Here is a 22,158-nt window from a genome sequence, read left to right on the forward strand (position 1 = left end):
TAGGAGGACACGATATGGCTGGTGCACAACGCAATGGGGTCGATGCCGCAATCGACATCGTTCTGGCGCTTGCCCGCCGCGGCGGAAGCGCCTCGAACGGAGCTCTTGCCGCCGAGCTTGATATTCCGCGTGCGAGCTTTCACCGCATGACCCGCGTGCTGGAGCAACACGGCATCGTCATCTGTTCGCGAGGAAAAGTCGCCGTCGGGCCTATCGCCCGCAAGCTGATCGCGACTCTGTGCAATGCCGCCCAGGCCAGCGATCGCAAGAGAGATCACCTGTTGGGAGAAGCCGTTCGGCCGATCCTGTTCTCACCCGAGATCCCGGCCTGCAAACCGCCACCGCTGGCCAAGCCGATGGTTGCCACCAGGAAAAAGCGCTTCCGGATCGGCTTTTCCAACGGCGCTATGGACAATCCGTGGCAGGTTGCGCTCGTCCACAGCATCGAATTCGCCGCATCGCGTCTGCGCGACGTGCTTGAATGCGTCACCGTTGTTCATGCGCATGGTGATGCGGAAAAGCAGGAAGACGATATCGTCGCGCTTTCAAAGAGCGGCATTGACGGCCTTCTCGTCAGCGCTGTTTCTCCGCGCAAGCTCGCGCCGGTGTCCGCACATCTGATGCGGCAAGGCATCCCTGTTGTCTTCGTCGAGAGAGGCGGCACGCCGGATCTCAATTGCGCGAGCTTCGTCACATCCGACAACGTCACGATCGGCGGGTCGACCGCACAGTGGCTGGCCCGAACGCTCGATGGCAACGGTCTGGTGATGATGCTCTTCGGCCATGCCGATCCCGAACCAAGCCAAAGCCGGCAGGTGGCCGCCATGGAGGTGCTGGCGCAGTATCCCGGGATCGAGGTCATCGTCGCCAATTCGACGAATTTCAACCGGCAGAAGGCTTATGGCACCGCCATGGAGATCATTGCCCATCACGGCGAGCGGATCGCCGGTGTCTGGTGCGACAGCGGATTGAATTCGGCCGGTTCCATCCAGGCCTTTCTCGATGCCGGCTGCAAGCCGGGCCAGGTTCCGCCGCATACCGGCGGCGATCTGAACCTTTCCTACAAGCTGGCGGTCGGCGCCAACGTTCCATTGGCCTCGATCGACTATCCGCCGGCGATGGGTATTCGCGCCTTCGAAATCCTGCTTTCCTCGCTGCAAGGCGCCTGGGTTCCGCATTATCTCGACGTCGCCTCGCCATTCGTCACATCGCGTTCGGGACAAAGAAATCCAACGAAACCGCATCTTTGGGCTGAAGAGCGCGTGCGCTGGGATATGCCCGACGACCTCATTCTCGGATCCGGCCTGGGGGCCGCCTACAATCCGGTGGCATTCAGGGTCAACTATCCGGGAAACCATCACAATCGATCGTCTGCTACGGGCGGAACAGGCCGATGAGCAAGGAATCGGCCGGCATTGCAGCCTTCTCCCGGATCTTTTCGAAGATAGCGGAAGGCGACGTCGACAATGTCGCCAGCCTCATCGAAAGCGAAGGGATCGTACGGTCGACGGCGTTCGATGTGGTCAAGCGCATGGAGACGTCAGGCCTCATCGCAAGACAGGCGGATGGACGCCTGACACCGGGCAACAAGGCAGGCGAATTTGCCTATGCCGGTGTTCGCCTTGCGCCGCTGTTTGGCCGCGCTCAGACGCTTCTTCCCTGGCTGCGCGAAAAAACGAATGCCTCTGTGACATTACTCGCATCCGACGGCGCGTGCCTGACGACGCTGCTGAATTACGCGGCAAAGTGGGACAGGGGAAAACCGGACGCTGCACCGATTGTCGTGCCTATCCGGCAGCATGGCGTCGAAACTGCCCGCCTCCGTCTATCGCTTGCGCCGGGCACGGGTCCGGAAGAGGCACGGAAATGCGAAGAGCTTGCTGTCGCCACGGCAAAGGAATTGCAAGCGTTCCTCTGCGGTTGATCGCAAGCCATAATCTTTTCGGAAGTGACATACGAGGTGCCGGCCCACTCAGCGGAGCGGACACCTCGCGTTATTGTCAATGCGGGCGCCAGACAGCGGAGTTGCGGGGATCGCGATACATCGATCCATCCTTCATGATCATGTCGAACTTCGAAGGGCCTACCAGCACCGATTGATCAAGCAGCGGATTGCCGTCCACGAGAAGGATATCCGCCAGCGCACCGGCAGTAATGACGCCCAGCTCTCCCTTGTGCCCCATCAGATCTCCGCCGACGGCCGTCGCGCATTTCAGTGCCTCAGCCGGCGTATAGCCGAAGAACTTGACGAAGTGGCCGATATCGCGGGCATTCTGCCCCATCGGCGTGATAGTGAAGCCGTAATCTCCGCCGACCACGACGCGCATACCTCGCTTGCGCATCTCGTGATAGGTCGCAACTGTATGCTCGAGCTTGCGTGGTAGCCCCATTCGGTCGACGACCTCCTTGGTCAGGCCGACCACATCGCCCTCGAAAACCGAGTTGTGCACAAGGCCGAAGGCGGGGCCGACGATCACGCGATGCTTGACGCTTTCGAGCATATCGAGCGCCTCCTCATCGGCAAAATCGCAATGATAGATGCAGTCGACACCAGCACGGACCGCTCGCTTGACCGATTCCGCCGCCCGGCTATGGCAGGCAACGCGCTTGCCCCAGTCATGTGCGGTCTCGACACCGACGCGCAATTCTTCCTCCGACAAGGAAACGATTTCGGCGCGTGCATGGCCGACGAACTCGTCGCCGGAGACGTTGAATTTGACGTTGTCGACATTCTCGCGGCAGCAGAGTCGCACCGCCCTGCGGATCTCGTCGCGACCATCGGCAAGCATGCCGAAGCTTTCCGCATGCATATGCGCCTTGCGCTCGTCGCCGAGGCCGCCGGTAACGGTGATCTCCGGGCCGGCGGCGCGATAGCGGGGTCCGGCCAGGTAACCGTCTTCGATTTCCTGGCGCACCACGACGTCGATGCGCAACTTCGCCGAGGCCGCGGAATAACACGAGGTGAAGCCATGGTTGAGGATCATCGTCGCGTTGCGGCAGGTTTTAAGCAGATGCTCTTCCGGCGGGATCTCGCCGAGATCTTGATTGCGCGTCGGTCCCACGAAGGAAAGATGGCAATGGCCTTCGACCAGGCCCGGCATCAGGAACCGCTTGTGCCCATCGATGACCTCAGCCGCATTTTCGCTGCTGATCTGGTTGGCTCCCCGCGCCACGGTCTTGATGCGGTTGCCCTCGACGAGAACTTCGCCTTCATAAGCCTCGTCATTGATGCCGTCCCAGACGGTCACATTGCGAAAGAGATACGAACTCATTCCTGCCCTCCATATGTCCCGCCCGTCTCCTCGGCGGCGATTGCAGAAAGGATAGGAGTGAAGAATCGAACACGCCACGCCGTTTCATGCTGCGGAGTCGCGCATTTGAGACACAGTGATTGACGTGGGCGAGCCCTCGATTTCCGATGACGGCATGCTTGATCAACCAGGGATCGCCGCCGCCATGACCGAAGCCGACCTCTTTAAAATCCGCGCCCATGTTCCGGATTTCGATCTCATCTCGGACGAGTATCGCCGCGAAAGCGGCGTCGCACGATCGCGCTGGGTTTCAAGGCTGGATGTGGCTTACGGCTCACGGCCGGAAGAGCGGCTCGATCTTTTCTTTCCGGACGAGCGTGACCAGCGGCGCCCGATCCATATTTTCGTCCATGGCGGATATTGGCGTGCAAACGTCAAGGAGGATTACGCGTTCATCGCAAACACCGTCTGCGCGGCGGGCTCGATAGCGGCGATCGTCGAATATGGAAAGTTGCCCGCCGTGCGTTTGGCGACCCTTGTCAAACAGGTTCGCCGGGCGTCCCTCTGGCTGAAACTCAACGCCGCCTGCCTGGGGGCAAATCCGGAAGCGATCTCGGCAAGCGGCCACTCAGCGGGCGCACATCTGGCATTTTATCTCGCCGGCAACGGGCCACATGAAACAGCCGCACTCTCGGCACCGCCGTCATCGCTCTTTCTGACCAGCGGCATCTATGACCTCAGGCCGATAACAACCAGCTTCCTTCAGGGCGAGATTTCTCTTTCAGAAAAGGAGGTCTCGCAATGGTCGCCACTCGGCGCAACTTTGCAATCGACAACGCATATCGAACTCGCCGTCGGCGGTATGGAGACAGCCCCGTTTCTGGAGCAGGCTGAGACGTTCGCCATCTCGACATCGACAAGTCGTCCGATACACCTCATTCCGGGAGCCGATCACATGTCCATCGCTCGCGACATGGGCGACACGCGCACCGCGATGGGAGCACGGTTCTGGACCTTTCTGGAACTTGCGGCGCGTGCAACCTCGCGTTCCTGATGTGGCGTACTTGTCGGAAAACTTCCTTCGGAAACAATTATTTCAGTAGGATGGAATGCGCGAAATAATGAAACTGGTGGAAATACTTATGCGATTTTCACCCAAAGCATCTTTAAACCTATAGGCGCAACTCCTACGTCATCTACCGTTATGTCTATTAAGGCAACACCGATGTGAGATCACTCACGACTGCGTCGTCCCTCAGTGGGGACTGGAGGCGAGCGGTCATTTTTCCCAAGCCATAAGCAACCGAAACCTTCGACGCGCTCCCAGTGCGTCGACCGAACAGGCGCGCAATCTCCCCGTCTTATCAAATCAATACCAACCGGGCGGCTGTCGGGTGGACGAACCCGTGCGCCCTCAGGAGAGAAGAGATGGAAGCCCTACCTTTACCCTATCTCAGTCCGATGGAATGGCTGGCAATCGAAATTGCCCTGCCCATCATCGCTCTGGCAATATTCCTTCGATGGAGCGGCGTGGTACGCTATATTCCCAACGACAGGCTCGGCATTCTCGAAAAACTATGGAGCTTTCGCGGCTCCGTCAGAAATGGCTTCATCGCGCTCAACGGCGAGGCCGGCTTCCAGCCGGATGTCGTGCGCGGCGGCCTGCATTTCTTCATGCCGTTCCAGTATTCACTTCATCGCGCCGATCTCGTTACCATTCCGCAGGGACAGATCGGCTACGTCTTCGCGCGTGACGGCATGCCGCTGCCGCCGACCCAGACGCTGGCCTCGAATGTGGAGGCCGACGACTTCCAGGACGTGCGTGGCTTTCTCGTCAAAGGCGGGCAGAAGGGTCCGCAGCGCAAGATCCTGCGTGAAGGCACCTATGCCATCAATCTCGCGCAGTTCATCGTGTTGACGGCGCAATCGACTTATTCCGTCAATCTGAGTTCATCCGAACACGCGCTGTTTGCAGACATGTCGACGCTGATCGCCGAGCGGGAAGGCTTTGAGCCCGTCGTCATCCATGATGCCGAGGACATGATCGGCATCGTCACCATCCATGACGGTCCGGCGCTGCCCGACGGCGAGATCATTGCACCGACGGTCGCCAACGATCCGAAGAACCCGAACTTTCACAATAATTTCCAAGATCCGGAGAAGTTTCTCAACGCTGGCGGCTATCGTGGCCGACAATTGCAGGTCCTTGCCGACGGCAGCTACTTTCTCAACCGCATCTTCGCGACCGTCGAACTCGTGGAAAAGACGATCATCGCTGTCGGCACGGTGGGTGTCGTCGTCTCCTACACAGGCCAGCGAGGCACGGATATTTCCGGCCAGGCCTATCGCCATGGCGAGTTGGTCGAGACGGGCGCACGCGGCGTCTGGTCGACGCCGCTTCTACCGGGCAAATATGCCTTCAACACCTATGCCGGCAATATCGTTTTCGTACCGACCACCAACTTCGTGCTCAAATGGACGAAGGAGCAGTTCGGCGAGCATCGACTGGACGAGAACCTGTCCGAAGTGTCGCTGATCACCAAGGATGCCTTCGAGCCCGTACTGCCGCTCTCCGTCGTCGTGCATATCGACTATATGAAGGCACCGCTCGTTGTGCAGCGTTTCGGCGATATCAAGCGCCTGGTCGAACAGACGCTCGATCCGATGGTTTCGGCCTATTTCAAGAACATCGCCCAGACCAAAACCCTGATCGAACTGTTGCAGGAGCGTAGCGAGATCCAGCGCAAATCCGGCGACGAGATGCGTGAGAAATTCGCCTCGTACAGCCTCGAGCTGCAGGAAGTCCTGATCGGCACGCCGCGTGCCAACCACGGCCAGAACAGCATAGAGCAGATCCTCATTCAGCTGCGCGAGCGCCAGATCGCCGTTGAAAAGGTGGAGACCTATAAGCTGCAGGAAGCGGCGGCCATCCAGGAGCGCACCTTGCGCGAGAAGGAGGCGCTTGCCGAACAGCAGGCCAAGATCACGACCTCGGCGCTCGCAATCGAGATCAGCGAGAACGAAGGCAAGGCCCAGCTCGCCCGCACTCGCCAACAGGCGGAAACCATTCAGGTGACTGCGAAGGCGGAGGCCGAGAAAGTACGCCTTGCCGGTCTCGGCGAGGCAGACCGGATCAAGGCTATCGCAATTGCGGATGCGGAGCGCATCAAGGCGACCGGCTTTGCCGATGCCGAGAAGGTCCGCGCAGTCGGTCTGGCAGAAGCGGAAGCCACCGAGAAGAAAGTCGCGGCTTTCGGCGGCCCGGATTATCAGCTCAACTCGCAGGTTCTCATGCGCTTTGCCGAAGCGATCGAAAACGGCAGGTTGCCGCTGGTTCCGCAGATCCAGGTCGGCGGCGGCGGTGAAAAGGGCGGCAACAATGGTCTTGTGGAAATGATGCTGTCGATGCTGGTGGCCGACCGGCTGGACCAACGCGGTTCACCTGCCGTCGTTCCGGCACCGATCGAACAGGATTGATTGCGGATGGGCCGGCTATGCCGGCCCTTTTCGCTGGTTGCGTCCTGCTCGATTGCGATCGTCTCGGACCTCAATGCTGATCGATATGTTCTCGCGCGAAGGCGCTTTGCAGCCAATTCAAAAAGTCCATCGCCGCAGGCGATAGCGGCCGCACCGGATTGATGATCGCCGCAAAACCGTTCTCGAATCTGAGGAATTCGGATCGCTCCACGAGCTTGCCGCTCTTGAGTTCGCTCAGCACGAACCGCCGTTCGACCAACGCGACGCCAAGCCCGGCCACCGCCGCACCGACGCAAAGGTGCATATGCGGAAAATACAGCTCCGAAAGGCTCGAGATCTTGTGGCCGGTCGCTGCCTGCCAATTCGCCCATTGTTCGTTCATGCGATCATGGGAAATCCGGGCAGCAAATACCAGCTCTCTGGACGTCGCCTGGAAGGCATAATCCGGGGCCGATACAAGGCCGAACGACACAGACGCCAGAGGGACGGAATTTGCGCGCACCAATGGCTTCGACAAGCGGTCCCAGCTCAGCGTCAGATCCGCATCCTCCCTCGGATGACCCGTTCCGCCGTCCCGCATGCTTGGCGACATGGAAAGCTGCAAGCGACAGTTTGGATGCAGGCTATAGAATTCGGCTAGACGCGGCACGAGCCAGACCATGGCAAAGGTGGCGCTGCAGGCAACGTGAACGCTTGCCTCGCCCCGTTTGATTTTCAGCTCATGATACCGCTCCTCCAACAGATCGAAGGCCTTCGACACCGTTGAGAAGAAGGCCGTGCCATCTTCATTTAGCCGAAGGCCTGTGCCGGCCTTTTCGAAGACCGGCGCGCCGATCTGTTCCTGCAGCAGTTGCAGCTGCTTGGATACGGCGCCATGGGTTCGGCCAAGCTCCTCTGCGGCGCGCGTCACGGAACCGAGACGCGCAGTTGCTTCGAAGGCGCGGAGATAGGAAAGCGGCGGAAGATTTCTGGACATCGCTATTAGTGAGTTTTTCTAACGGATTTGGCGAATATAACGCGCTTTTGCCGGCGCGGAAACTGCAATAAACCTCAGTTAAAGCAAATCATATTCACCACAAAGCAAACTCAAGCGTGGAAAGACAACAAACTTCCAAAATGTGAGTTTTAAGAACGAAAGGAATTCGCCGTGACTATGCTCAACGTCCTCCGTCTGTGGCAGGCCCGTCATTCGGAGCGCCGCTCCTTTGCAAGGGAGCTCATGTCCCTGCCGGATGCATCCCTGAAGGATTTCGGGATAACCAGGCACTCGGCTTACGAACTCAGCCATCGGCCCTTTTGGCGCGCCTGATCGTCCGAGCCCATATCGATGATGCAAGCTATGGAAAACACCCATCCCAAAATCGCCGCGACGGTCATCCATCCCACCGCCACGGTTCGGAAATCCGATATCGGCGACCGCTGTGAACTGCATGCCGAAAGCTCGGTGACCAACTCCTCCTTCGGAGATTTCTCTACTCTAGGCCTGCGCAGCATTGTCGCAGATGCGACGATCGGTCGATTTTGCTCCATCGCGGCGCATGTGCGGATCGGCGCGCCGAACCATCCGATGGGGCGGCCCTCCATGCATCGCTTTACTTACTGCCCGGAATATTACTCGGCAGATGCGACACGGGATTTCGGCTTTTTCGAGCAACGCTATGATGATCGCGTCACGATCGGAAACGACGTGTGGATCGGTCAAGGCGTGACTGTGCTGCCGGGGGTCACCGTCGGCCATGGTTCAGTTCTCGCAGCCGGCGCCGTCGTGACAAAAGATGTCGAGCCCTACACCATTGTCGGTGGCGTGCCGGCTCGGCGGCTACGTGAGCGTTTCAATCGGGATATCGCTGCCAGACTGATGGACATCGCCTGGTGGGACTGGCCCTTCGCGACGATCCTCGAAAGACTGCAAAGCTTCCAATGCGAGGATATCGAAGCTTTTTGCGCCCGTTGGGCATCACCGAAGGCTCAAGCTCAGCCCTGACGGCGTATTAGCAAATCGATTCATAGCGGGCCGAACTTTGTCCGACAGTATCGGCCCGAAATTTTCCGCTGGCGAAATCGATCAATTTGAAGCCCGGAGCGGCTCCTATTGATTGATATTCTCCAGATGAAACTCGAAAGGCGTCGAATTCTGACCTGCTCCACCGCCTGTCATAACGACGTCCGCACTGGTAATGCCGATCAGATCGATCTCGGTATTCACTTGGCTGGCGATTGCGGAATGAATGACGTCGCCTTCATCGAGTTCGCCGACGACGCCGATATAGATGCGCGCATTGAACTGAAACGATGCCTTTTCCCCCGGTGCCAAACCGGTCTTGACGGCCAGCAGCTTGCCATCCTTGAGGATGCACGCATTGATCGCGCCTCGCGCCAATTGATTGTGCACCTCCACCTCGTTTGGAGAACCGGCACTGACGTTCAATAATGTCAGGACATCGCCGGACGTATCCAGCACCATGCCAAAAGCCTGTCCGCCGACGGCATTTGCCGGCGCGGTGTAGTTTCCCCAGCTATCCCTGGCCATCACCTGAAGGTTCAACGGAAAGGTGAATGGATGATTGTCGCCACGCCCGCAGTTCTTGATCATGCGCCACGCCACAGGCTTTTCGTCGAAAGTCACGGCCGCGTTCTGCTGGAAGATAACGATGCTGGAATTGTTCGTATCGCTGGAGCGATTGATGAAATTCAGTTTGATGTCTTGTCCCATCACCCGATCTCCTGTCGTGGCTCGATAAAGCGCGGCCTCTGCCGAAGCCATGGTGTCTCCGGCAGAGGCTAGGCAATGCGACCTGTGCTGTCTCCGTCCATTTTTGACAGGGACCAAGAGTTTCACTCAGACGAGAAAAGCACGTCGAAGCCGGCTACCTTCGCGGGCACCTCCTTGACCGGTACCCAGCGCGTCAGCTCCGCTGTTGCCGTCAGCTAATCAATTCATGGCGGGCTGGACTTTGTCCCAAAGCTCGTTGAAGGCGATGCTATCGAAGAAGGCCGTCGCACGCACAACCTTGCCGTCCTTCATCGAGAGCAGCCAGAGATAGCTGTTCCTATAGGACAGACCGTTGTTGGCGATGCCGGCGCCATCGAAGTTGGCGACAACTGTATCACCGTCGGCAAAGATGCCGAGGATCTTGCGCGGGCGAAAACGATCCTTCGATTGAGAAAAGCGCGCGCCGAAAGGTCTCAACACCTTTTTCATCAGTTCCTCACGGCCTTTCGTCGTGCCTGCCGCCACGGAATTTCCGGTGATCGTCCATTCGATGTCGTCGGAGAGCAACGGCTGCAACGCAGCACCATCGCCTGACATCCATGCCTGAAGCACGGCTTCGACCTTCGCCTTGTTTGCAGTGGCGACGGCCTGCTTATCGGCCTGCGGCGAGATTGCTTCCGCCTGAGCACTCTGCGGCATAAAGACGGCGGATGCGGCAAGCAGTGTCGCGGCAGTCATCAATGAACGGGCATGTTCCATCATCACAATCGATTTCCTTCTTGCTGGATGAGTTACGGAGACACTCCCTGTCCCGCACCATTGCGGGAGAGCTGCACCTGCATGGACGCATGGCTGCATCGGGGGCGATAGGGGAAAGCTAGTGGCGGCGCATTATTCGGTCTATACATCGAAATAGACACGACCTACTGGCCTTTTCCCATGAATAACAGACGACCAAGCCTGACCGAATTGAACGCCTTCATGACGATCGTGCGCCATGCCAGCTTTCGGGCCGCATCGGACGAACTCGGCGTGTCGGCCTCAACGCTCAGCCACATGATGAGAACGCTGGAGGAGCGGCTCGGCGTCAGGCTGTTCAATCGCACGACCCGCAGCGTCGCGCCGACCGAAGCGGGCACCAAACTGTTTCGTCAGCTAACTCCGGTGATAACCGATCTCGATTCCATCCTCGCCGATATCACCACGCTCGGCTCGCGTCCCTCCGGCCGATTGAGGATCAATACGTCGGAAGCAGCGGCCATGGCCTTGATGGCGAAGGTCATTCCTCGCTTCGTTGCCCGATATCCAGACGTGGAACTCGATCTCGTTACCGAGGGACGTTTCGTCGACATCGTCGCAGAAGGATTTGATGCCGGCGTCCGACTGGGTGAAGCTCTGCCTCAGGACATGATCGGCATTGCATTTGGCGGAGACAGCCAGTTCATCGTTGTCGCCTCCCCCTCATATTTGCAGGAATTCGGAACCCCGAACGTGCCTGAGGATCTGACCCGGCACCGCTGCATCCGCTTCAAGATGCCCAGCGGCAAGATGTATCGCTGGGAGTTCGAAAGGCATGATCAATCGCTCCGCGTCGATGTCGAAGGCCCTGTCACGATCGACAATATGAACCTGATGGTCGAAGCCGCAGCGAAAGGTCTTGGCATCGCCTATGTGCTCAGCAGCATCGCACGAAATGCCATTGCATCCGGCAGCCTCGTCACGCTTCTGGAGGACTGGACGCCGCCCTTTCCCGGTCAGTTTCTATACTATCCCAGTCGTCGCCTCGTCCCGCCGCCGCTCAGGGCCTTTATCGACATCATCAGGGAAGTCGAACAAGTGCAGATCCAGTGATCCCGCCCTATGCGACCGTTAGGAAGCGCGTCGCTTCGCGAACCTCGAAATCCCATTCGACGCGATTGCTGAATTTTTGCCAGCAGATCATGCGAATTCTGGGTGATTATCAATATAATCCCGAGCCTCTACCTTGAACCCGCAATCATGCAATCTCGGTTTTGAGAGGATCAAGGAATGAAAACCTGGTTTATCACCGGCGCATCGCGCGGTTTCGGCGCCCGCTTCGTCCGCGAAGCACTCGATCGAGGCGACAATGTCGTGGCGGCAGCGCGCAATCCCGAAGCGGTTATTAAGCTCTTCGGCGACCGCGACAATCTTCTGGCCGTCCCGTTGGACGTCACGAGCGAGGCGCAGGCCAAGCAGGCAGTCGATGCCGCCGTTCAACGCTTCGGACAGATCGATGTTCTCGTCAACAACGCCGGGTTCGGCGTCATCGGCGCCATAGAAGAGATCTCGGGCGCTGAGGTGGAAGCCGTCTACAAGACGAACGTCTTCGGCCTCCTGACGGTGACGAGAGCCGTACTCCCGCAGATGCGCAAGCAGCGCTCCGGCCATATCCTCAACATTTCCTCGATTGGAGGATATCGCAGCTGGGCCGCATGGGGTGTCTACGCATCGACGAAGTTTGCGGTTGAAGGGATCAGCGAAGCTCTGGCCATGGAGGTGGAGCCGCTTGGCATAAAGGTCACGGTCGTTGAGCCCGGTTATTTCCGGACCGATTTTCTCGACACGAATTCGTTGAACACGACCAGCAACATGATCGGCGATTACGCCCAAACCGTTGGCGAGATCCGCAAGCATGCCGCTTCGCTCAACCATCAGCAGCCGGGTGATCCCGACCGATTGGCAAAGGCGCTGCTTAAGGTCGTGGACGCCGCCAATCCACCGCTCCGAATGCCCTTCGGCTCAGACACCGTTGCAGCCATCGAGGCAAAAAACGCCTTCGTGGCGGCTGAACTCGACACCTGGCGCGAACTTGCAATGTCGACGGATTTCCCGAACTAAGTCGACTTCGTCAACGAACCCGGCGGATTGAACCTTCGCCGGGTTCAACATGCCTTCTGTGGAGGACGACAAGGATTGATGACGCCTCAGCCACTCTCCGCCTCGACCAGCGCCATCGGCCAGATTTCACGGATCGGCATATCATCCCGCCGCGCGGTCTCCGAAGACATGCGCTTGATCTCATGCAAAACGACCTCGCCAAGACGGATTCCATACTGCTTGAGATCGATACGATGGCTGGTCAATGTCGGCGAGAGATAGCGACAGACCGGGTTTTCGCGTAGCCCGATAATAGCGAGCTCCTGGCCGGGTTCCACTCCGCCGTGGCGCAGACCCTGATACAAACCCATAGCCATCGTTTCCTGGATCAGCAAGGCCGCCGTCGGCCGCGACCGCATTGCCAGAATAGAGTTGGCAAGCTCGAAGCCGCCGGATATGCGGTCATAAAGCCTCAGCACCAAGTCCTCGCGAAACGGGATCTCGGCGGCTGCAAGTCCCTGCCGATATCCATCGAGGAAAATGTAGTTGTTGTATGTCTCCTGTGCCGTCAGGGCGAGCACGATGTCTCGATGCCCCGCCTTGACCAGCCGGTCGACGCTCTCGCGTGCAACACGCGCAAAATCCAGGTCCAGCGACGCGTAGTTCCCGCTCGTCTCGCTGTTACCAAGCGCGACGAAGGGCACGCGAAGCTTGCCGAGATATGTGATCCTCGGATCGAAGCGCTGGATGTTCGACACGATGAAGGCATCAGCCAGCCCGCGATCGACCACGCGATAAAGAAACTCGTTTTCGTCTTGATCGGATGCGCAGGGCAGGATCATGAGATCGATGCCGGCCTTGGATAGGACGCTCTGCAGCCCCTCGCTGATCGCCATGAAGAAGGTTTCGCCCGATGCCGTTCTGCCGATATCCGTGCGCATCGTCATGGCAACGGCGTTGGTCACGCCGCTTCGCAGGCTCCTCCCCGATTGATTTGGGCGATAGCCGAGCCGTTGAGCCTCATCGAGTATTCGCTGGCGTGTTTCGGCGCTGACGTCGCGTGACCCGTTCATTGCCCGCGACACCGTACTGACTGCCATGCCCATATGTGCCGCGAGTTCGCGAATCCCGATTTTCTTATTCATTCATCCCGCCTGTCCACCAACTGTGTATTGACATACCGACGCCACCATGGCAATTCGCGGAAACGTTTCCGGTCGCGAGATTGAGGAGCCGTGGACCACGCATGTCCCTCATGCCTGGCAGCACGGAGATTCCGCGCAGGAGGCGTGAAGAGTTCAATTTCATTCCGATTCAGCTGAAACACAAAGCGAGATCGAACATGACTTTTTACGGAAACGTTTCCGGCAAGCGCACTGCTTGCTCTTTTGGGAGGTTAGAATGCCAATTTCAGAACCCGATCTCATACGCAAGCTGACACTCCGTCTGCTGCCGATACTGATCTTCGCCTATTTCGTTGCCATCCTGGATCGGGCCAATGTTGGCGTCGCCGCCTTGACCATGAACACCGATCTTGGGCTATCGGCAACCGCGTTCGGCTTCGCCGCCGGCGTATTCTTCGTCCCCTACGTGTTGCTCGAATTGCCCTCGAACCTCGCGCTTGAGCGATTCGGAGCACGGTGGTGGATCGCCCGTATCATGCTCACATGGGGCCTGATCTCGGCGGCGCACGCCTTTGTTTGGAGCCCGGGCAGCCTCTACGTGCTTCGCGCACTGCTGGGAGCCGCCGAAGCCGGCTTCTTTCCCGGTGTGGTCTTCTACCTGACCCTCTGGTTTCCCGCGTCATATCGTGGCCGCATCATCAGCGCCTTCATGACCGGCATTCCGATCGCCCTCGTCATCGGAACGCCCTTGTCGACGCTGCTCCTGCAGTTGGATGGCATCTGGGGACTTCATGGCTGGCAGTGGATGTACATCCTTGAAGGCATCCCGGCACTCGTCCTAGCCATCTTTATTCCGTTCATCCTGCCCAGTGGTCCGCAGGAAGCGAAATTCCTGACGGCTGACGAGCGCAAATGGCTGGTCGCCCGCATCGAGGCAGAACAGCGTGAACGCGCGGCATCACATTCCGGCAGCCATGCCTCGCAATTGATGAAAGCGCTTCTGAGCCTGCAGGTCCTGCTATTTTGCCTCATGTATTACGGTTTGACCAACCTCAACGGCGCAGTCAGCACCTTCCTGCCACAGATCCTGAAAGACTTCGGTTTCGGCCAGGTACAGACAGGCTTCCTCGCCGCCATTCCCTACATCTTCGGCGCCGTCGGCATGCTCGTGCTCGGCCGCATGGCCGACATGCCCGGACGGCGGCAGATGGCGAATTACGTGGCTCTGAGCATCTCCATTGTCGGGCTCGTTGCATCGGCGTCCACCAACGATCCGACCCTCAAGCTGATTGCCCTGTGCGTGGCGGCCTTCGGTGTCTTCGGCGCAATGCCGGTCTTCTGGGGCCTGCCGACGGCGATCCTGAGCGGCGCTGCGGCGGCTGGCGGTATCGCCTTGATCAATTCTCTCGGCAACCTTTCCAGCGTCATCAATCCTTGGGTCATCGGCATGATCAAGGATGCCACCGGCAACTACAATGGCGGCCTTTACTGGCTCGCTCTCATGGCTGCGATGTCCGTCGCGGTTCTCACCTTCATCATCGCAATCTACGGCCGCCAACGGGTGGCTACAAAGAGGGTCGGCTAATGCGCATTTCCGAAGTCAGACTGAGACAACTGCAAGGCACGCTTCCAACGGAAGGCGACCTTTGGGAAGAGCGGCTGGTTCGACCGGTTGACGTCTATCCGGAATTCCGTAACCGGAATGATCATGAAGGCGGCACACAGGGGCCGGACGGCTTCAAGATCGCCACCTATTTTGTCGAAATCCACACCGACGAGGGCGTCTGCGGCCTTGCGGGACCTATCCCGGAAACGGTCGCCTTCATCATTGCGAAACACCTGCGCAAGCTGCTGGTCGGGCAGGACGCCATTGCCGGCGAAAAGCTCTGGGATCAGATGCATCGCGCCATGGTGCACGGCCGCCAGGGCGACGCGATGCTTGCGATCAGCGCCGTCGATTGCGCCCTGTGGGACCTGCGCGGCAAGTGGCTTAATCAGCCAGTCTACCGCCTGCTCGGCGGCCCGACCCAAACCCAGATCCCAGCCTATGCCTCCATGCTCGGCTTCTCGGTTCTTGATCTGGAGAAAGTCCATGCAAGAGCGATCGAGTACAAGAAGCTCGGCTACAGGGCTCAAAAATGGTTCTTCAGACACGGCCCCATGAGTGGCGCCGAGGGCCTGAAGATGAATGTCGAACTCGTACGCACGCTACGCGAGGCCGTTGGCGAGGACTACGATCTGATGTTCGACTGCTGGCAGGCGATGGACGTGGGCTACGTTGTCGAACTCGCATCCCGGATCGAGAAATATCGGCCGAAGTGGCTTGAGGAATGCGTGATGCCCGATCGTCTCGATAGCTATGCGAAGCTTCGCGAGCGCATATCCATTCCGCTCTCGGGCGCGGAGCATGAATATACGCGGTGGGGGTTCAAGCGCTTCCTCGATGTGGGCGCTCTCGACGTCATTCAGCCCGATATCTACTGGTGCGGCGGCCTGACCGAGACCCTAAAGATTGCGGCTTATGCGACAGCGCACGACGTCGTCACGATCCCTCATGGCCATTCCAGCTTTGCAACCGCTCACTTCTCGGCGGTACAGTCGCCCATCCATACGCCCTATCAGGAGTATCTGGTGAAGTGGAACGCCGTGCACCAGCACTTCCTCGTCGACCCGCTGGACGTGATCAACGGCATGATCGAGGTTCCCGAGCGTCCCGGCTTGGCGATGGAAATCGACGACAGCAAGATCGAACAGCAAGCCGTGGTCTTCGCATAAGGCCAGAGCCGGCTGCATGAAACGGTTGCCGGTGGATCACCGGCAGCAATTTCGGGAGAGCCGCAGGCGGTTTTCCCGAAACAGACAGACCTGGTTATGCATCCGTCCCGCCTGCCGGATACATGAGACCAGCAACAGAACGGTGCGAGCGTGATTTAACTCGCTATCATCGACGCGGGCGCGCCAACACCGAGATTTGCCCGCAGCGTGTCGCCTTCATATTCATCGCGGAAAAGGCCGCGGCGGCGCAACTCCGGCACCACAAAGGTGACGAAATCCTCAAGGCCCGAGGGGAAGAGCGGCGCCATAACGTTGAAGCCGTCGGCTGCTCCCGCCAGAAAGCGCTCTTCCATCGCATCGGCAATCTGCCCAGGCGTGCCCGCAACCTGCCAGTGGCCGCGCGCACCGGCAAAATGGCGGGCGAGTTCCCTGATGGAGAGATTTTCACGCTTGCCGAGATCGATAATCAGCTGCTGCCGGCTCTGGATGAGATTGGTCTGCGGCATGTCGGGCAACGGACCGTCGAGCGGATAGGCCGAAAGATCCTGAATACTCAGATAGCTTGCGAGAAGCGCCACACCGACCGCATCGGGGATCAATTCCTGCAAGGCGCGGTATTTCGCCTTGGCTTCGGCTTCCGTGGCACCCACGATCGGCGATATGCCCGGCATGATCTTGATATCGTCAGGCTCGCGGCCGTATTTCGCCAGGCGCGACTTGACGTCGGCATAGTAGGCCTGCGCCTCGACGATGGTCTGTGAAGCGGCAAACACCACATCGGCGGTGCGGGCCGCCAGTTCCTTGCCGACATCGGATGCGCCTGCCTGCACCATGATCGGCCGGCCTTGCGGCGAGCGCTGGCTCTCCAGCAGGCCATCGACCGCAAAGTGCTTGCCCTGATGGCTGATCGGATGAAGCTTGGCACGATCCGTGAAAGTGCCCTCACCCTGCGGTAGATAGGCTCCATCCGCCACGCCATCCCAAAGCGCAAGAGCGGCGTTGGCAAACTCTTCCGCGCGCTCGTAGCGCTCCGAATGTGGGCGCAGCCCGCTGCTTGCAAAGTTCTCGGCTTCGAGATCACTCGCCGACGTCACGAGATTCCAGCCTATTCTGCCGCCACTCAGCTGATCGAGCGATGCGAAAGTCCGAGCGAGACCATAAGGCTCGTTATAGGTCGTCGAGGCGGTCGCAACGAGACCGATATGCGATGTGTTGACGGCTAGCGCCGCCAGGAGGCTCAGAGGCTCGAATGCCGTCGATCGCGCGGCTTGGCTTGCCATTTCCGGATTGCGCTCCCGGATTGCAGCGGCATCCTCGACGAAAATCATGTCGAACTTGCCCCGTTCCGCAATCCGGGCGAGTTCGATGAAATGGTCGATATCGATACCGGCGGTGGCATGAGCATCCGGGTGGCGCCAGGCGGCGATGTGATGTCCGCCCGCCATGAGAAAGGCGCCCAGTCTCATCTTGCGATCATTGCTCATGGCGAAGCTCCAATCCAGCGGCCGGATGTGCGGGGTACGGCAAATCGAGGTAGTCGCGCAGCGACTGCCCCGATCTCGGCGTGATCAATCCTCTTAGCCGCAATTCGGGTGCGACCTGGTCGAGGAAGATATCGGCGGCACCGACTGTCGGCGGCAAAATGGTAAAGCCGTCGAGATGACCAGCCTTGAACCATGCCTCCAGTGAATCGGCGACATCGGTCGGGTTACCGATCAGAACGGCGCCAGATAGCGGCTGGCTCACGCCCTCCTCGGCCGTCCGCAACTTCTCTCGCAAGGCCTCGGCTTCCTGCCGCGAGGAAGAAACATAGGGAATGACATTTGCCAGCAGCCGAATGTCCCGGCGACTGCGGCCAACCGCCTGCAGCGCGAGAAGGAAATCGCTGGCCGCTTCTGCAGCGAGATCCGGCGACTCCGCCTGAACCAGCACAACTTCGCCCGATTGCGCCGATAGCGGCTGGCTTTCGGGCGTCAGAACATGCGCCATGACGGGCTTGCCCTGTGGTGATCGATTGACGTTGAGAGGGCCGCGCACTGAAAAATATGCGCCCTTGTGATTGAGAACATGCATCTTGCCAGGCTCGAAGAAACGCCCCTTCGCCTTGTCGTATATGAAGGCGTCATCTTCCCAGCTGCCCCACAGCTCGCTAACGAGCGTGAGATATTCCTGCTCCCTCGCAAGCTCATTGGACCCTGGAAGAGCAACCCAACCCGTGCGCCCATGACTGATGTGATCCAGGGACGCGAAGCGGCGGGCAAGATTGTAAGGCTCATGCTGTGTGGTCGAGGCAGCGGCGAGAAATCCGATCCGGCGGGCTCGCGTGGCAAGGCCCGAGACAAGCGTCGTGGGCTCGAATGGCGCAGCAATCGGCGAAAGGTCGTCGGTAGGCTGAGCGCCCAATCGGTCGGAAAGCAGTATGAAATCGAAATCCGCTTCCTCCGCCGCAACGACCTGCCGCAACAGCGCATTGAAGCCAAGATTTTCGGAGCTTCGAGTTTCTTGCCAGGCGGCGGGATGATGACCGTATGGCGTGAGAGAAAAGCCGAGATGCATCGAAACCTCCTGCTCTCAGATCGAGAAAATAGCGTCGCGCGTCAAATGACCCGTGACCGCGCCGCTGCCGTCGATGACGGCAAGCTCATCATTATTAGCCGCGACCATTAGCGAGAGCGCATCGCGCAGATTGGTCGTTGCGGTCACGCTTGCCGTCGGTGACGATGGCGCGCCCTGCCGCATCGCATCAGCCACCGAAAACAGGCTCAGCCGCTTGATCGCCCGATCGATGCCGACGAAATTCGCGACAAATTCGTCCGCCGGCCGGGACAGAATCGCATCCGGCGTATCATATTGCACGATCGTGCCGGCACGCATGATGGCGATGCGATCGCCCAGACGAATGGCCTCGTCGAGATCGTGCGTGACCAGCACCACAGTCTTGCGCACACGCCTCAGGATCTGCTTGAACTCGTCCTGCAGCCGGCTCCTGGCGATCGGATCGATAGCGCCAAACGGTTCATCCATCAACAGAACCGAGGGATCGGCGGCAAGCGCGCGCGCAACGCCAATGCGCTGACGTTGGCCGCCTGACAGCTGGCGTGGATAACGCTTGAGCATTTCCGATGGATCAAGGCCGACCAGGCCGAGCAGCTCGTCGGTCCGCTTTGCCGTCCGAGGCTGATCCCAACCAAGCAGGTTCGGAACGGCGGCAATATTTTCAGCGATCGTCATGTGCGGAAACAGGCCGACATTCTGGATGACATAGCCGATGTGACGGCGAAGCTTGACCGGATCGGCTTTGGTGACATCTTCGCCATTGACCAAGATGCGGCCTTCGGAAGGCTCGATCAGCCGGTTGATCATGCGCATCGTCGTCGTCTTGCCGCAGCCGGAAGGGCCGATCAACGCGACGGTTGAGCCCTCCGGCACCTCCAGCGTCAGGTTGTCGACCGAGGGCGCTGCGCTTTCGCCATAGCGCTTGGTGACGTTTTCCATGCGGATCATACGGCGGTTCTTTCTGCAAACAGGATCTTCTCGGCACGGCCGAGGATGAATTCGGTGGCAAGGGCCAGAATGGCGATCGGTACCGCACCGACGAGCAAGCGCGACATGTCCATGACGCCAATGCCGGTTGCGATGAAGTCACCAAGTCCGCCACCGCCGATGAAGGGTGCAAGAGTGGCGCCGGCGAGAACCTGCACGGCGGCCGTGCGTGTGCCGGCGAACATCGCCGGTGCGGCAAGCGGGATCCGGATCTTGCGCAGGACCTGGCCGCGGCTCATGCCCATCCCGATCGCCGCTTCGACGGCATCCGGGTCGACATCGCGCAGACCGACATAAGCATTTAGCAGAATCGGCGGCAGGGCAAGCACCGTCAACGCCACGATCGAAGGCATCAGCCCGATGCCGAGAAGCGGCAACATGATCGCAAGGATAGCAAGGCTCGGAATGGTTCTCAGGCCGTTGATGACGTTGATGACGCCAAACGCGAAGCGACCGTGATTGACGATCAGGATCGCCAGCGGCAAGGCAACTGCGAGTGCAATCGCAAGAGACACGCCGGACATCAGCAAATGCTGTCCGAGCGCCCGGAAGAATTCGGTCGGGTGCGTATAGATCCAGTTGAAGGCCGTGCTCAGCATAAGGTCCGCCTCACTGCCAACCCACCAGCGCCTTTTCGGCCCTGGTCAGGATGAAATCGAAGATAATGGCAAGCAAGGCCGTCAATATGCCGCCGACAAGGATCTTTTCGGGATATTCCTGATCGATACCGATCAGGATGATCGTGCCGAGACCGCCGCCATCGATGAAGGCTGCAACCGTCGCAATCCCAATGACGGTGACGAGGGCGATGCGCGCGCCGGAAACGATAAGCGGAAGCGCAAGCGGCAACTCGATGCGAAACAGCCGCTGCCACGGGCTGTATCCCATGCCGTCGGCGGCATCCAGCACGTCGGCGGGAACGCCGCGAATGCCGGTGACGACATTGCGGAGCAGGATCAGCAGGCAATAGGAGGAAAGCCCGATCAACGCCGGCTCCATACCGAGACCGACAAAGGGGATCAAAAGCGCAAAGAGCGCGAGGCTCGGGATCACGAAAATGACGTTGGTCACGGTCAGCGCGAATGCGTAAAGCCTTGGCCGACGCGCACAGACGATGCCGAGCACAAGCGCAATCGCCAGCCCGATCAGCACCGAGGAAATCGACAGGACGAGATGCTGTAAAACAGCCAGCGCAATCTCGGGAATATGCTTTGGTGCCCAGTTCAAAACGCGACAAATCCTGTCTGCACGATCACGACAAAGCGGCGAAGCCGGAAGCTTCGCCGCATTTTCGATTCAAAGAAAGGGAAACTTTCGTCCCTCGGCGATCAGATGCCCTGGGACTTCAGGAATTCGGCGGCGACATCGGCCGGCTCTTCCTTGTCGCGATCGACCTTGGCGTTCAGCTCGCGCATGTTCTCGTTGTTGAGCAGCGGGCTGATCTTGTTCAGGACTTCTGCAAGCTTCGGGTTCTTTGCGAGCGCATCCTGGCGCACGACCGGAACGAGATAATAAGGTGGGAACAGGTGCTTGTCGTCATCGAGCACGACCAGCTTGTTGTCGGAAATCTGCCAATCGGTGGCAAAGCCATAGGAGACGTCGAGATCCTTGTTGATCAGGGCGCTGTAGCGAATACCGAGCTTGGCGAAAACCTTGAACTCCTTGAATTCGATGCCATACGTCTGCTTCAAGCCAGGAAGACCGTCCTTGCGTTCGCTGAAGCCGCCTTCTGCGCCGAAGGACAGGTTCTTGGAAACGGGGCCGAGATCGGAGAGCGTCTTCAGCTTATACTTCTCTGCCGTCTCCGGCAGCGTGATGATCGCATAGCCGTTATTGATCTTCGTGGGCGTCAGCAGCGTCAGCTTGAGGTTCTTTTCGTAGTAATCCTTCACGTCGGAATAGATCTTGTCGGCCGAACCGGAAAGATCGCCCTTGACCACGGCGGCGAGCGCCGTTCCGGTGTATTCCGGATAGAAATCGATATCGCCGTTGGTGAGCGCGGTCTGCGCGACCAGAGTGGCACCGAGATTGAGATGACGCTCAACCTTCACGCCAGCCTTTTCGAGCGCCTGGGCATAGATTTCAGCTACGACGAACTGTTCGGTAAAGTTCTTGCTGCCGATCTTGACCACATCGTCGGCATGCGCGGTGCCAACGGCGATCGCCGTCATGGCCGCGCCTGCAATCACGCTGAGTAAGGATTTTAAAAACATCGCGTTCCCTCTTTAATATCAAAAAGACTATCGCGTTCGTTTCTAGAGTTTTTGGCGCGTCCCGGCGCGGAAAGCTATACCAATTTTCTATGCATTTGGATGAAATTCGCCCTGCTCGCCCTTCATCCCCGGTCAACGCCGCCCGCCAACTCCGGCCGGATCACGGCTTCGTTGCCCAATGAACTTCCTTGCAAAGCACGGCAACGAACCTTCGACCTATCGGC

General features: G+C 59.0%; 20 protein-coding genes. 9 read left to right on the forward strand and 11 right to left on the reverse strand.

Going from position 1 to position 22,158, the window contains the following annotated elements; all coding sequences use genetic code 11:
• Nucleotides 1-14 precede the first annotated feature (14 nt).
• Both HGP17_RS25035 and HGP17_RS25040 read left to right on the forward strand, forming a co-directional pair.
• Nucleotides 15-1,397, forward strand: a complete 1,383-nt coding sequence (locus tag HGP17_RS25035; RefSeq protein ID WP_168813146.1) for a substrate-binding domain-containing protein — start codon at nucleotides 15-17, stop codon at nucleotides 1,395-1,397.
• The gene (locus HGP17_RS25040) at nucleotides 1,394-1,924 is read left to right on the forward strand and encodes a hypothetical protein (RefSeq protein WP_168813147.1); all 531 of its coding nucleotides are present in this window, start codon (nucleotides 1,394-1,396) and stop codon (nucleotides 1,922-1,924) included. The genes HGP17_RS25035 and HGP17_RS25040 overlap by 4 nt, the downstream gene beginning before the upstream one ends.
• A 76-nt stretch (nucleotides 1,925-2,000) precedes the next feature.
• Here the strand turns inward: HGP17_RS25040 and HGP17_RS25045 are convergent, their stop codons facing one another.
• Nucleotides 2,001-3,272, reverse strand: coding sequence for an amidohydrolase family protein (locus HGP17_RS25045; RefSeq protein WP_168813148.1), 1,272 nt, complete (start codon nucleotides 3,270-3,272; stop codon nucleotides 2,001-2,003).
• Between the two features lie 154 nt (nucleotides 3,273-3,426).
• Between HGP17_RS25045 and HGP17_RS25050 the strand changes: the two genes are divergently transcribed.
• Together HGP17_RS25050 and HGP17_RS25055 are read left to right on the forward strand one after the other, a co-directional pair.
• Nucleotides 3,427-4,305 (forward strand): alpha/beta hydrolase, encoded by an 879-nt coding sequence (locus tag HGP17_RS25050; RefSeq protein WP_168813149.1) that lies wholly within the window; start codon nucleotides 3,427-3,429, stop codon nucleotides 4,303-4,305.
• 374 nt (nucleotides 4,306-4,679) lie between these two features.
• Complete coding sequence (locus tag HGP17_RS25055; RefSeq protein ID WP_168813150.1) at nucleotides 4,680-6,728, forward strand: flotillin family protein; 2,049 nt, start codon at nucleotides 4,680-4,682, stop codon at nucleotides 6,726-6,728.
• 70 nt (nucleotides 6,729-6,798) lie between these two features.
• Here HGP17_RS25055 and HGP17_RS25060 read toward each other — a convergent pair whose 3' ends face one another.
• Complete coding sequence (locus tag HGP17_RS25060) at nucleotides 6,799-7,704, reverse strand: LysR substrate-binding domain-containing protein (protein ID WP_168813151.1); 906 nt, start codon at nucleotides 7,702-7,704, stop codon at nucleotides 6,799-6,801.
• 354 nt (nucleotides 7,705-8,058) lie between these two features.
• Between HGP17_RS25060 and HGP17_RS25070 the strand changes: the two genes are divergently transcribed.
• Nucleotides 8,059-8,712, forward strand: coding sequence for a DapH/DapD/GlmU-related protein (locus HGP17_RS25070; protein ID WP_168813214.1), 654 nt, complete (start codon nucleotides 8,059-8,061; stop codon nucleotides 8,710-8,712).
• 105 nt (nucleotides 8,713-8,817) lie between these two features.
• On the opposite strand, the gene HGP17_RS25075 is transcribed toward HGP17_RS25070, so the two are convergent.
• Both HGP17_RS25075 and HGP17_RS25080 read right to left on the reverse strand, forming a co-directional pair.
• The gene (locus HGP17_RS25075) at nucleotides 8,818-9,492 is read right to left on the reverse strand and encodes a hypothetical protein (protein ID WP_205926117.1); all 675 of its coding nucleotides are present in this window, start codon (nucleotides 9,490-9,492) and stop codon (nucleotides 8,818-8,820) included.
• A 168-nt stretch (nucleotides 9,493-9,660) separates the two neighbouring features.
• Nucleotides 9,661-10,203, reverse strand: a complete 543-nt coding sequence (locus HGP17_RS25080; RefSeq protein ID WP_168813153.1) for a nuclear transport factor 2 family protein — start codon at nucleotides 10,201-10,203, stop codon at nucleotides 9,661-9,663.
• 177 nt (nucleotides 10,204-10,380) lie between these two features.
• Between HGP17_RS25080 and HGP17_RS25085 the strand changes: the two genes are divergently transcribed.
• Together HGP17_RS25085 and HGP17_RS25090 are read left to right on the forward strand one after the other, a co-directional pair.
• Nucleotides 10,381-11,292: a LysR family transcriptional regulator gene (locus HGP17_RS25085; protein WP_168813154.1), complete on the forward strand. Its 912-nt coding sequence runs from the start codon at nucleotides 10,381-10,383 to the stop codon at nucleotides 11,290-11,292.
• A 177-nt stretch (nucleotides 11,293-11,469) separates the two neighbouring features.
• Complete coding sequence (locus HGP17_RS25090; protein ID WP_168813155.1) at nucleotides 11,470-12,300, forward strand: oxidoreductase; 831 nt, start codon at nucleotides 11,470-11,472, stop codon at nucleotides 12,298-12,300.
• Between the two features lie 86 nt (nucleotides 12,301-12,386).
• On the opposite strand, the gene HGP17_RS25095 is transcribed toward HGP17_RS25090, so the two are convergent.
• Complete coding sequence (locus HGP17_RS25095) at nucleotides 12,387-13,424, reverse strand: LacI family DNA-binding transcriptional regulator (protein WP_168813156.1); 1,038 nt, start codon at nucleotides 13,422-13,424, stop codon at nucleotides 12,387-12,389.
• 256 nt (nucleotides 13,425-13,680) lie between these two features.
• Here HGP17_RS25095 and HGP17_RS25100 point away from each other — a divergent pair, with 256 nt between their 5' ends.
• A complete protein-coding gene (locus tag HGP17_RS25100) occupies nucleotides 13,681-14,988 on the forward strand; it encodes an MFS transporter (RefSeq protein WP_168813157.1) in 1,308 nt (435 codons plus the stop codon).
• Nucleotides 14,988-16,178 carry an enolase C-terminal domain-like protein gene (locus HGP17_RS25105; RefSeq protein WP_168813158.1) on the forward strand — a complete coding sequence of 397 codons (1,191 nt, stop codon included), beginning with the start codon at nucleotides 14,988-14,990 and terminating at the stop codon, nucleotides 16,176-16,178. Before HGP17_RS25100 ends, HGP17_RS25105 begins: the two co-directional genes overlap by 1 nt.
• Before the next feature lie 155 nt (nucleotides 16,179-16,333).
• Here the strand turns inward: HGP17_RS25105 and HGP17_RS25110 are convergent, their stop codons facing one another.
• The 6 genes from HGP17_RS25110 to HGP17_RS25135 form a co-directional block, all read right to left on the reverse strand.
• A complete protein-coding gene (locus HGP17_RS25110) occupies nucleotides 16,334-17,662 on the reverse strand; it encodes an LLM class flavin-dependent oxidoreductase (protein ID WP_168813159.1) in 1,329 nt (442 codons plus the stop codon).
• Nucleotides 17,652-18,734 carry an LLM class flavin-dependent oxidoreductase gene (locus tag HGP17_RS25115; protein WP_168813160.1) on the reverse strand — a complete coding sequence of 361 codons (1,083 nt, stop codon included), beginning with the start codon at nucleotides 18,732-18,734 and terminating at the stop codon, nucleotides 17,652-17,654. The genes HGP17_RS25110 and HGP17_RS25115 overlap by 11 nt, the downstream gene beginning before the upstream one ends.
• Before the next feature lie 15 nt (nucleotides 18,735-18,749).
• On the reverse strand, nucleotides 18,750-19,682 hold the full coding sequence (locus HGP17_RS25120; RefSeq protein ID WP_168813161.1) for an ABC transporter ATP-binding protein: 933 nt from the start codon (nucleotides 19,680-19,682) through the stop codon (nucleotides 18,750-18,752).
• Nucleotides 19,679-20,320: an ABC transporter permease gene (locus HGP17_RS25125; protein ID WP_168813162.1), complete on the reverse strand. Its 642-nt coding sequence runs from the start codon at nucleotides 20,318-20,320 to the stop codon at nucleotides 19,679-19,681. Before HGP17_RS25125 ends, HGP17_RS25120 begins: the two co-directional genes overlap by 4 nt.
• A 10-nt stretch (nucleotides 20,321-20,330) precedes the next feature.
• On the reverse strand, nucleotides 20,331-20,948 hold the full coding sequence (locus HGP17_RS25130; RefSeq protein WP_168813163.1) for an ABC transporter permease: 618 nt from the start codon (nucleotides 20,946-20,948) through the stop codon (nucleotides 20,331-20,333).
• Between the two features lie 101 nt (nucleotides 20,949-21,049).
• The gene (locus HGP17_RS25135) at nucleotides 21,050-21,934 is read right to left on the reverse strand and encodes a glycine betaine ABC transporter substrate-binding protein (protein ID WP_168813164.1); all 885 of its coding nucleotides are present in this window, start codon (nucleotides 21,932-21,934) and stop codon (nucleotides 21,050-21,052) included.
• Between the last annotated feature and the right edge of the window lie 224 nt (nucleotides 21,935-22,158).

Source organism: Rhizobium sp. P38BS-XIX (genome assembly GCF_012641435.1).
Lineage (GTDB): Bacteria > Pseudomonadota > Alphaproteobacteria > Rhizobiales > Rhizobiaceae > Rhizobium.

Coding starts and splice junctions, on each gene's coding strand:
- HGP17_RS25095 (WP_168813156.1), bottom strand. CDS start 13,424: ATGAATAAGAAAATCGGGATTCGCGAACTCGCGGCACATATGGGCATG.
- HGP17_RS25105 (WP_168813158.1), top strand. CDS start 14,988: ATGCGCATTTCCGAAGTCAGACTGAGACAACTGCAAGGCACGCTTCCA.
- HGP17_RS25050 (WP_168813149.1), top strand. CDS start 3,427: ATGCTTGATCAACCAGGGATCGCCGCCGCCATGACCGAAGCCGACCTC.
- HGP17_RS25070 (WP_168813214.1), top strand. CDS start 8,059: ATGCAAGCTATGGAAAACACCCATCCCAAAATCGCCGCGACGGTCATC.
- HGP17_RS25125 (WP_168813162.1), bottom strand. CDS start 20,320: ATGCTGAGCACGGCCTTCAACTGGATCTATACGCACCCGACCGAATTC.
- HGP17_RS25100 (WP_168813157.1), top strand. CDS start 13,681: ATGCCAATTTCAGAACCCGATCTCATACGCAAGCTGACACTCCGTCTG.
- HGP17_RS25085 (WP_168813154.1), top strand. CDS start 10,381: ATGAATAACAGACGACCAAGCCTGACCGAATTGAACGCCTTCATGACG.
- HGP17_RS25055 (WP_168813150.1), top strand. CDS start 4,680: ATGGAAGCCCTACCTTTACCCTATCTCAGTCCGATGGAATGGCTGGCA.
- HGP17_RS25120 (WP_168813161.1), bottom strand. CDS start 19,682: ATGATCCGCATGGAAAACGTCACCAAGCGCTATGGCGAAAGCGCAGCG.
- HGP17_RS25040 (WP_168813147.1), top strand. CDS start 1,394: ATGAGCAAGGAATCGGCCGGCATTGCAGCCTTCTCCCGGATCTTTTCG.
- HGP17_RS25110 (WP_168813159.1), bottom strand. CDS start 17,662: ATGAGCAATGATCGCAAGATGAGACTGGGCGCCTTTCTCATGGCGGGC.
- HGP17_RS25135 (WP_168813164.1), bottom strand. CDS start 21,934: ATGTTTTTAAAATCCTTACTCAGCGTGATTGCAGGCGCGGCCATGACG.
- HGP17_RS25090 (WP_168813155.1), top strand. CDS start 11,470: ATGAAAACCTGGTTTATCACCGGCGCATCGCGCGGTTTCGGCGCCCGC.
- HGP17_RS25060 (WP_168813151.1), bottom strand. CDS start 7,704: ATGTCCAGAAATCTTCCGCCGCTTTCCTATCTCCGCGCCTTCGAAGCA.
- HGP17_RS25080 (WP_168813153.1), bottom strand. CDS start 10,203: ATGATGGAACATGCCCGTTCATTGATGACTGCCGCGACACTGCTTGCC.
- HGP17_RS25115 (WP_168813160.1), bottom strand. CDS start 18,734: ATGCATCTCGGCTTTTCTCTCACGCCATACGGTCATCATCCCGCCGCC.
- HGP17_RS25045 (WP_168813148.1), bottom strand. CDS start 3,272: ATGAGTTCGTATCTCTTTCGCAATGTGACCGTCTGGGACGGCATCAAT.
- HGP17_RS25075 (WP_205926117.1), bottom strand. CDS start 9,492: ATGGCTTCGGCAGAGGCCGCGCTTTATCGAGCCACGACAGGAGATCGG.
- HGP17_RS25035 (WP_168813146.1), top strand. CDS start 15: ATGGCTGGTGCACAACGCAATGGGGTCGATGCCGCAATCGACATCGTT.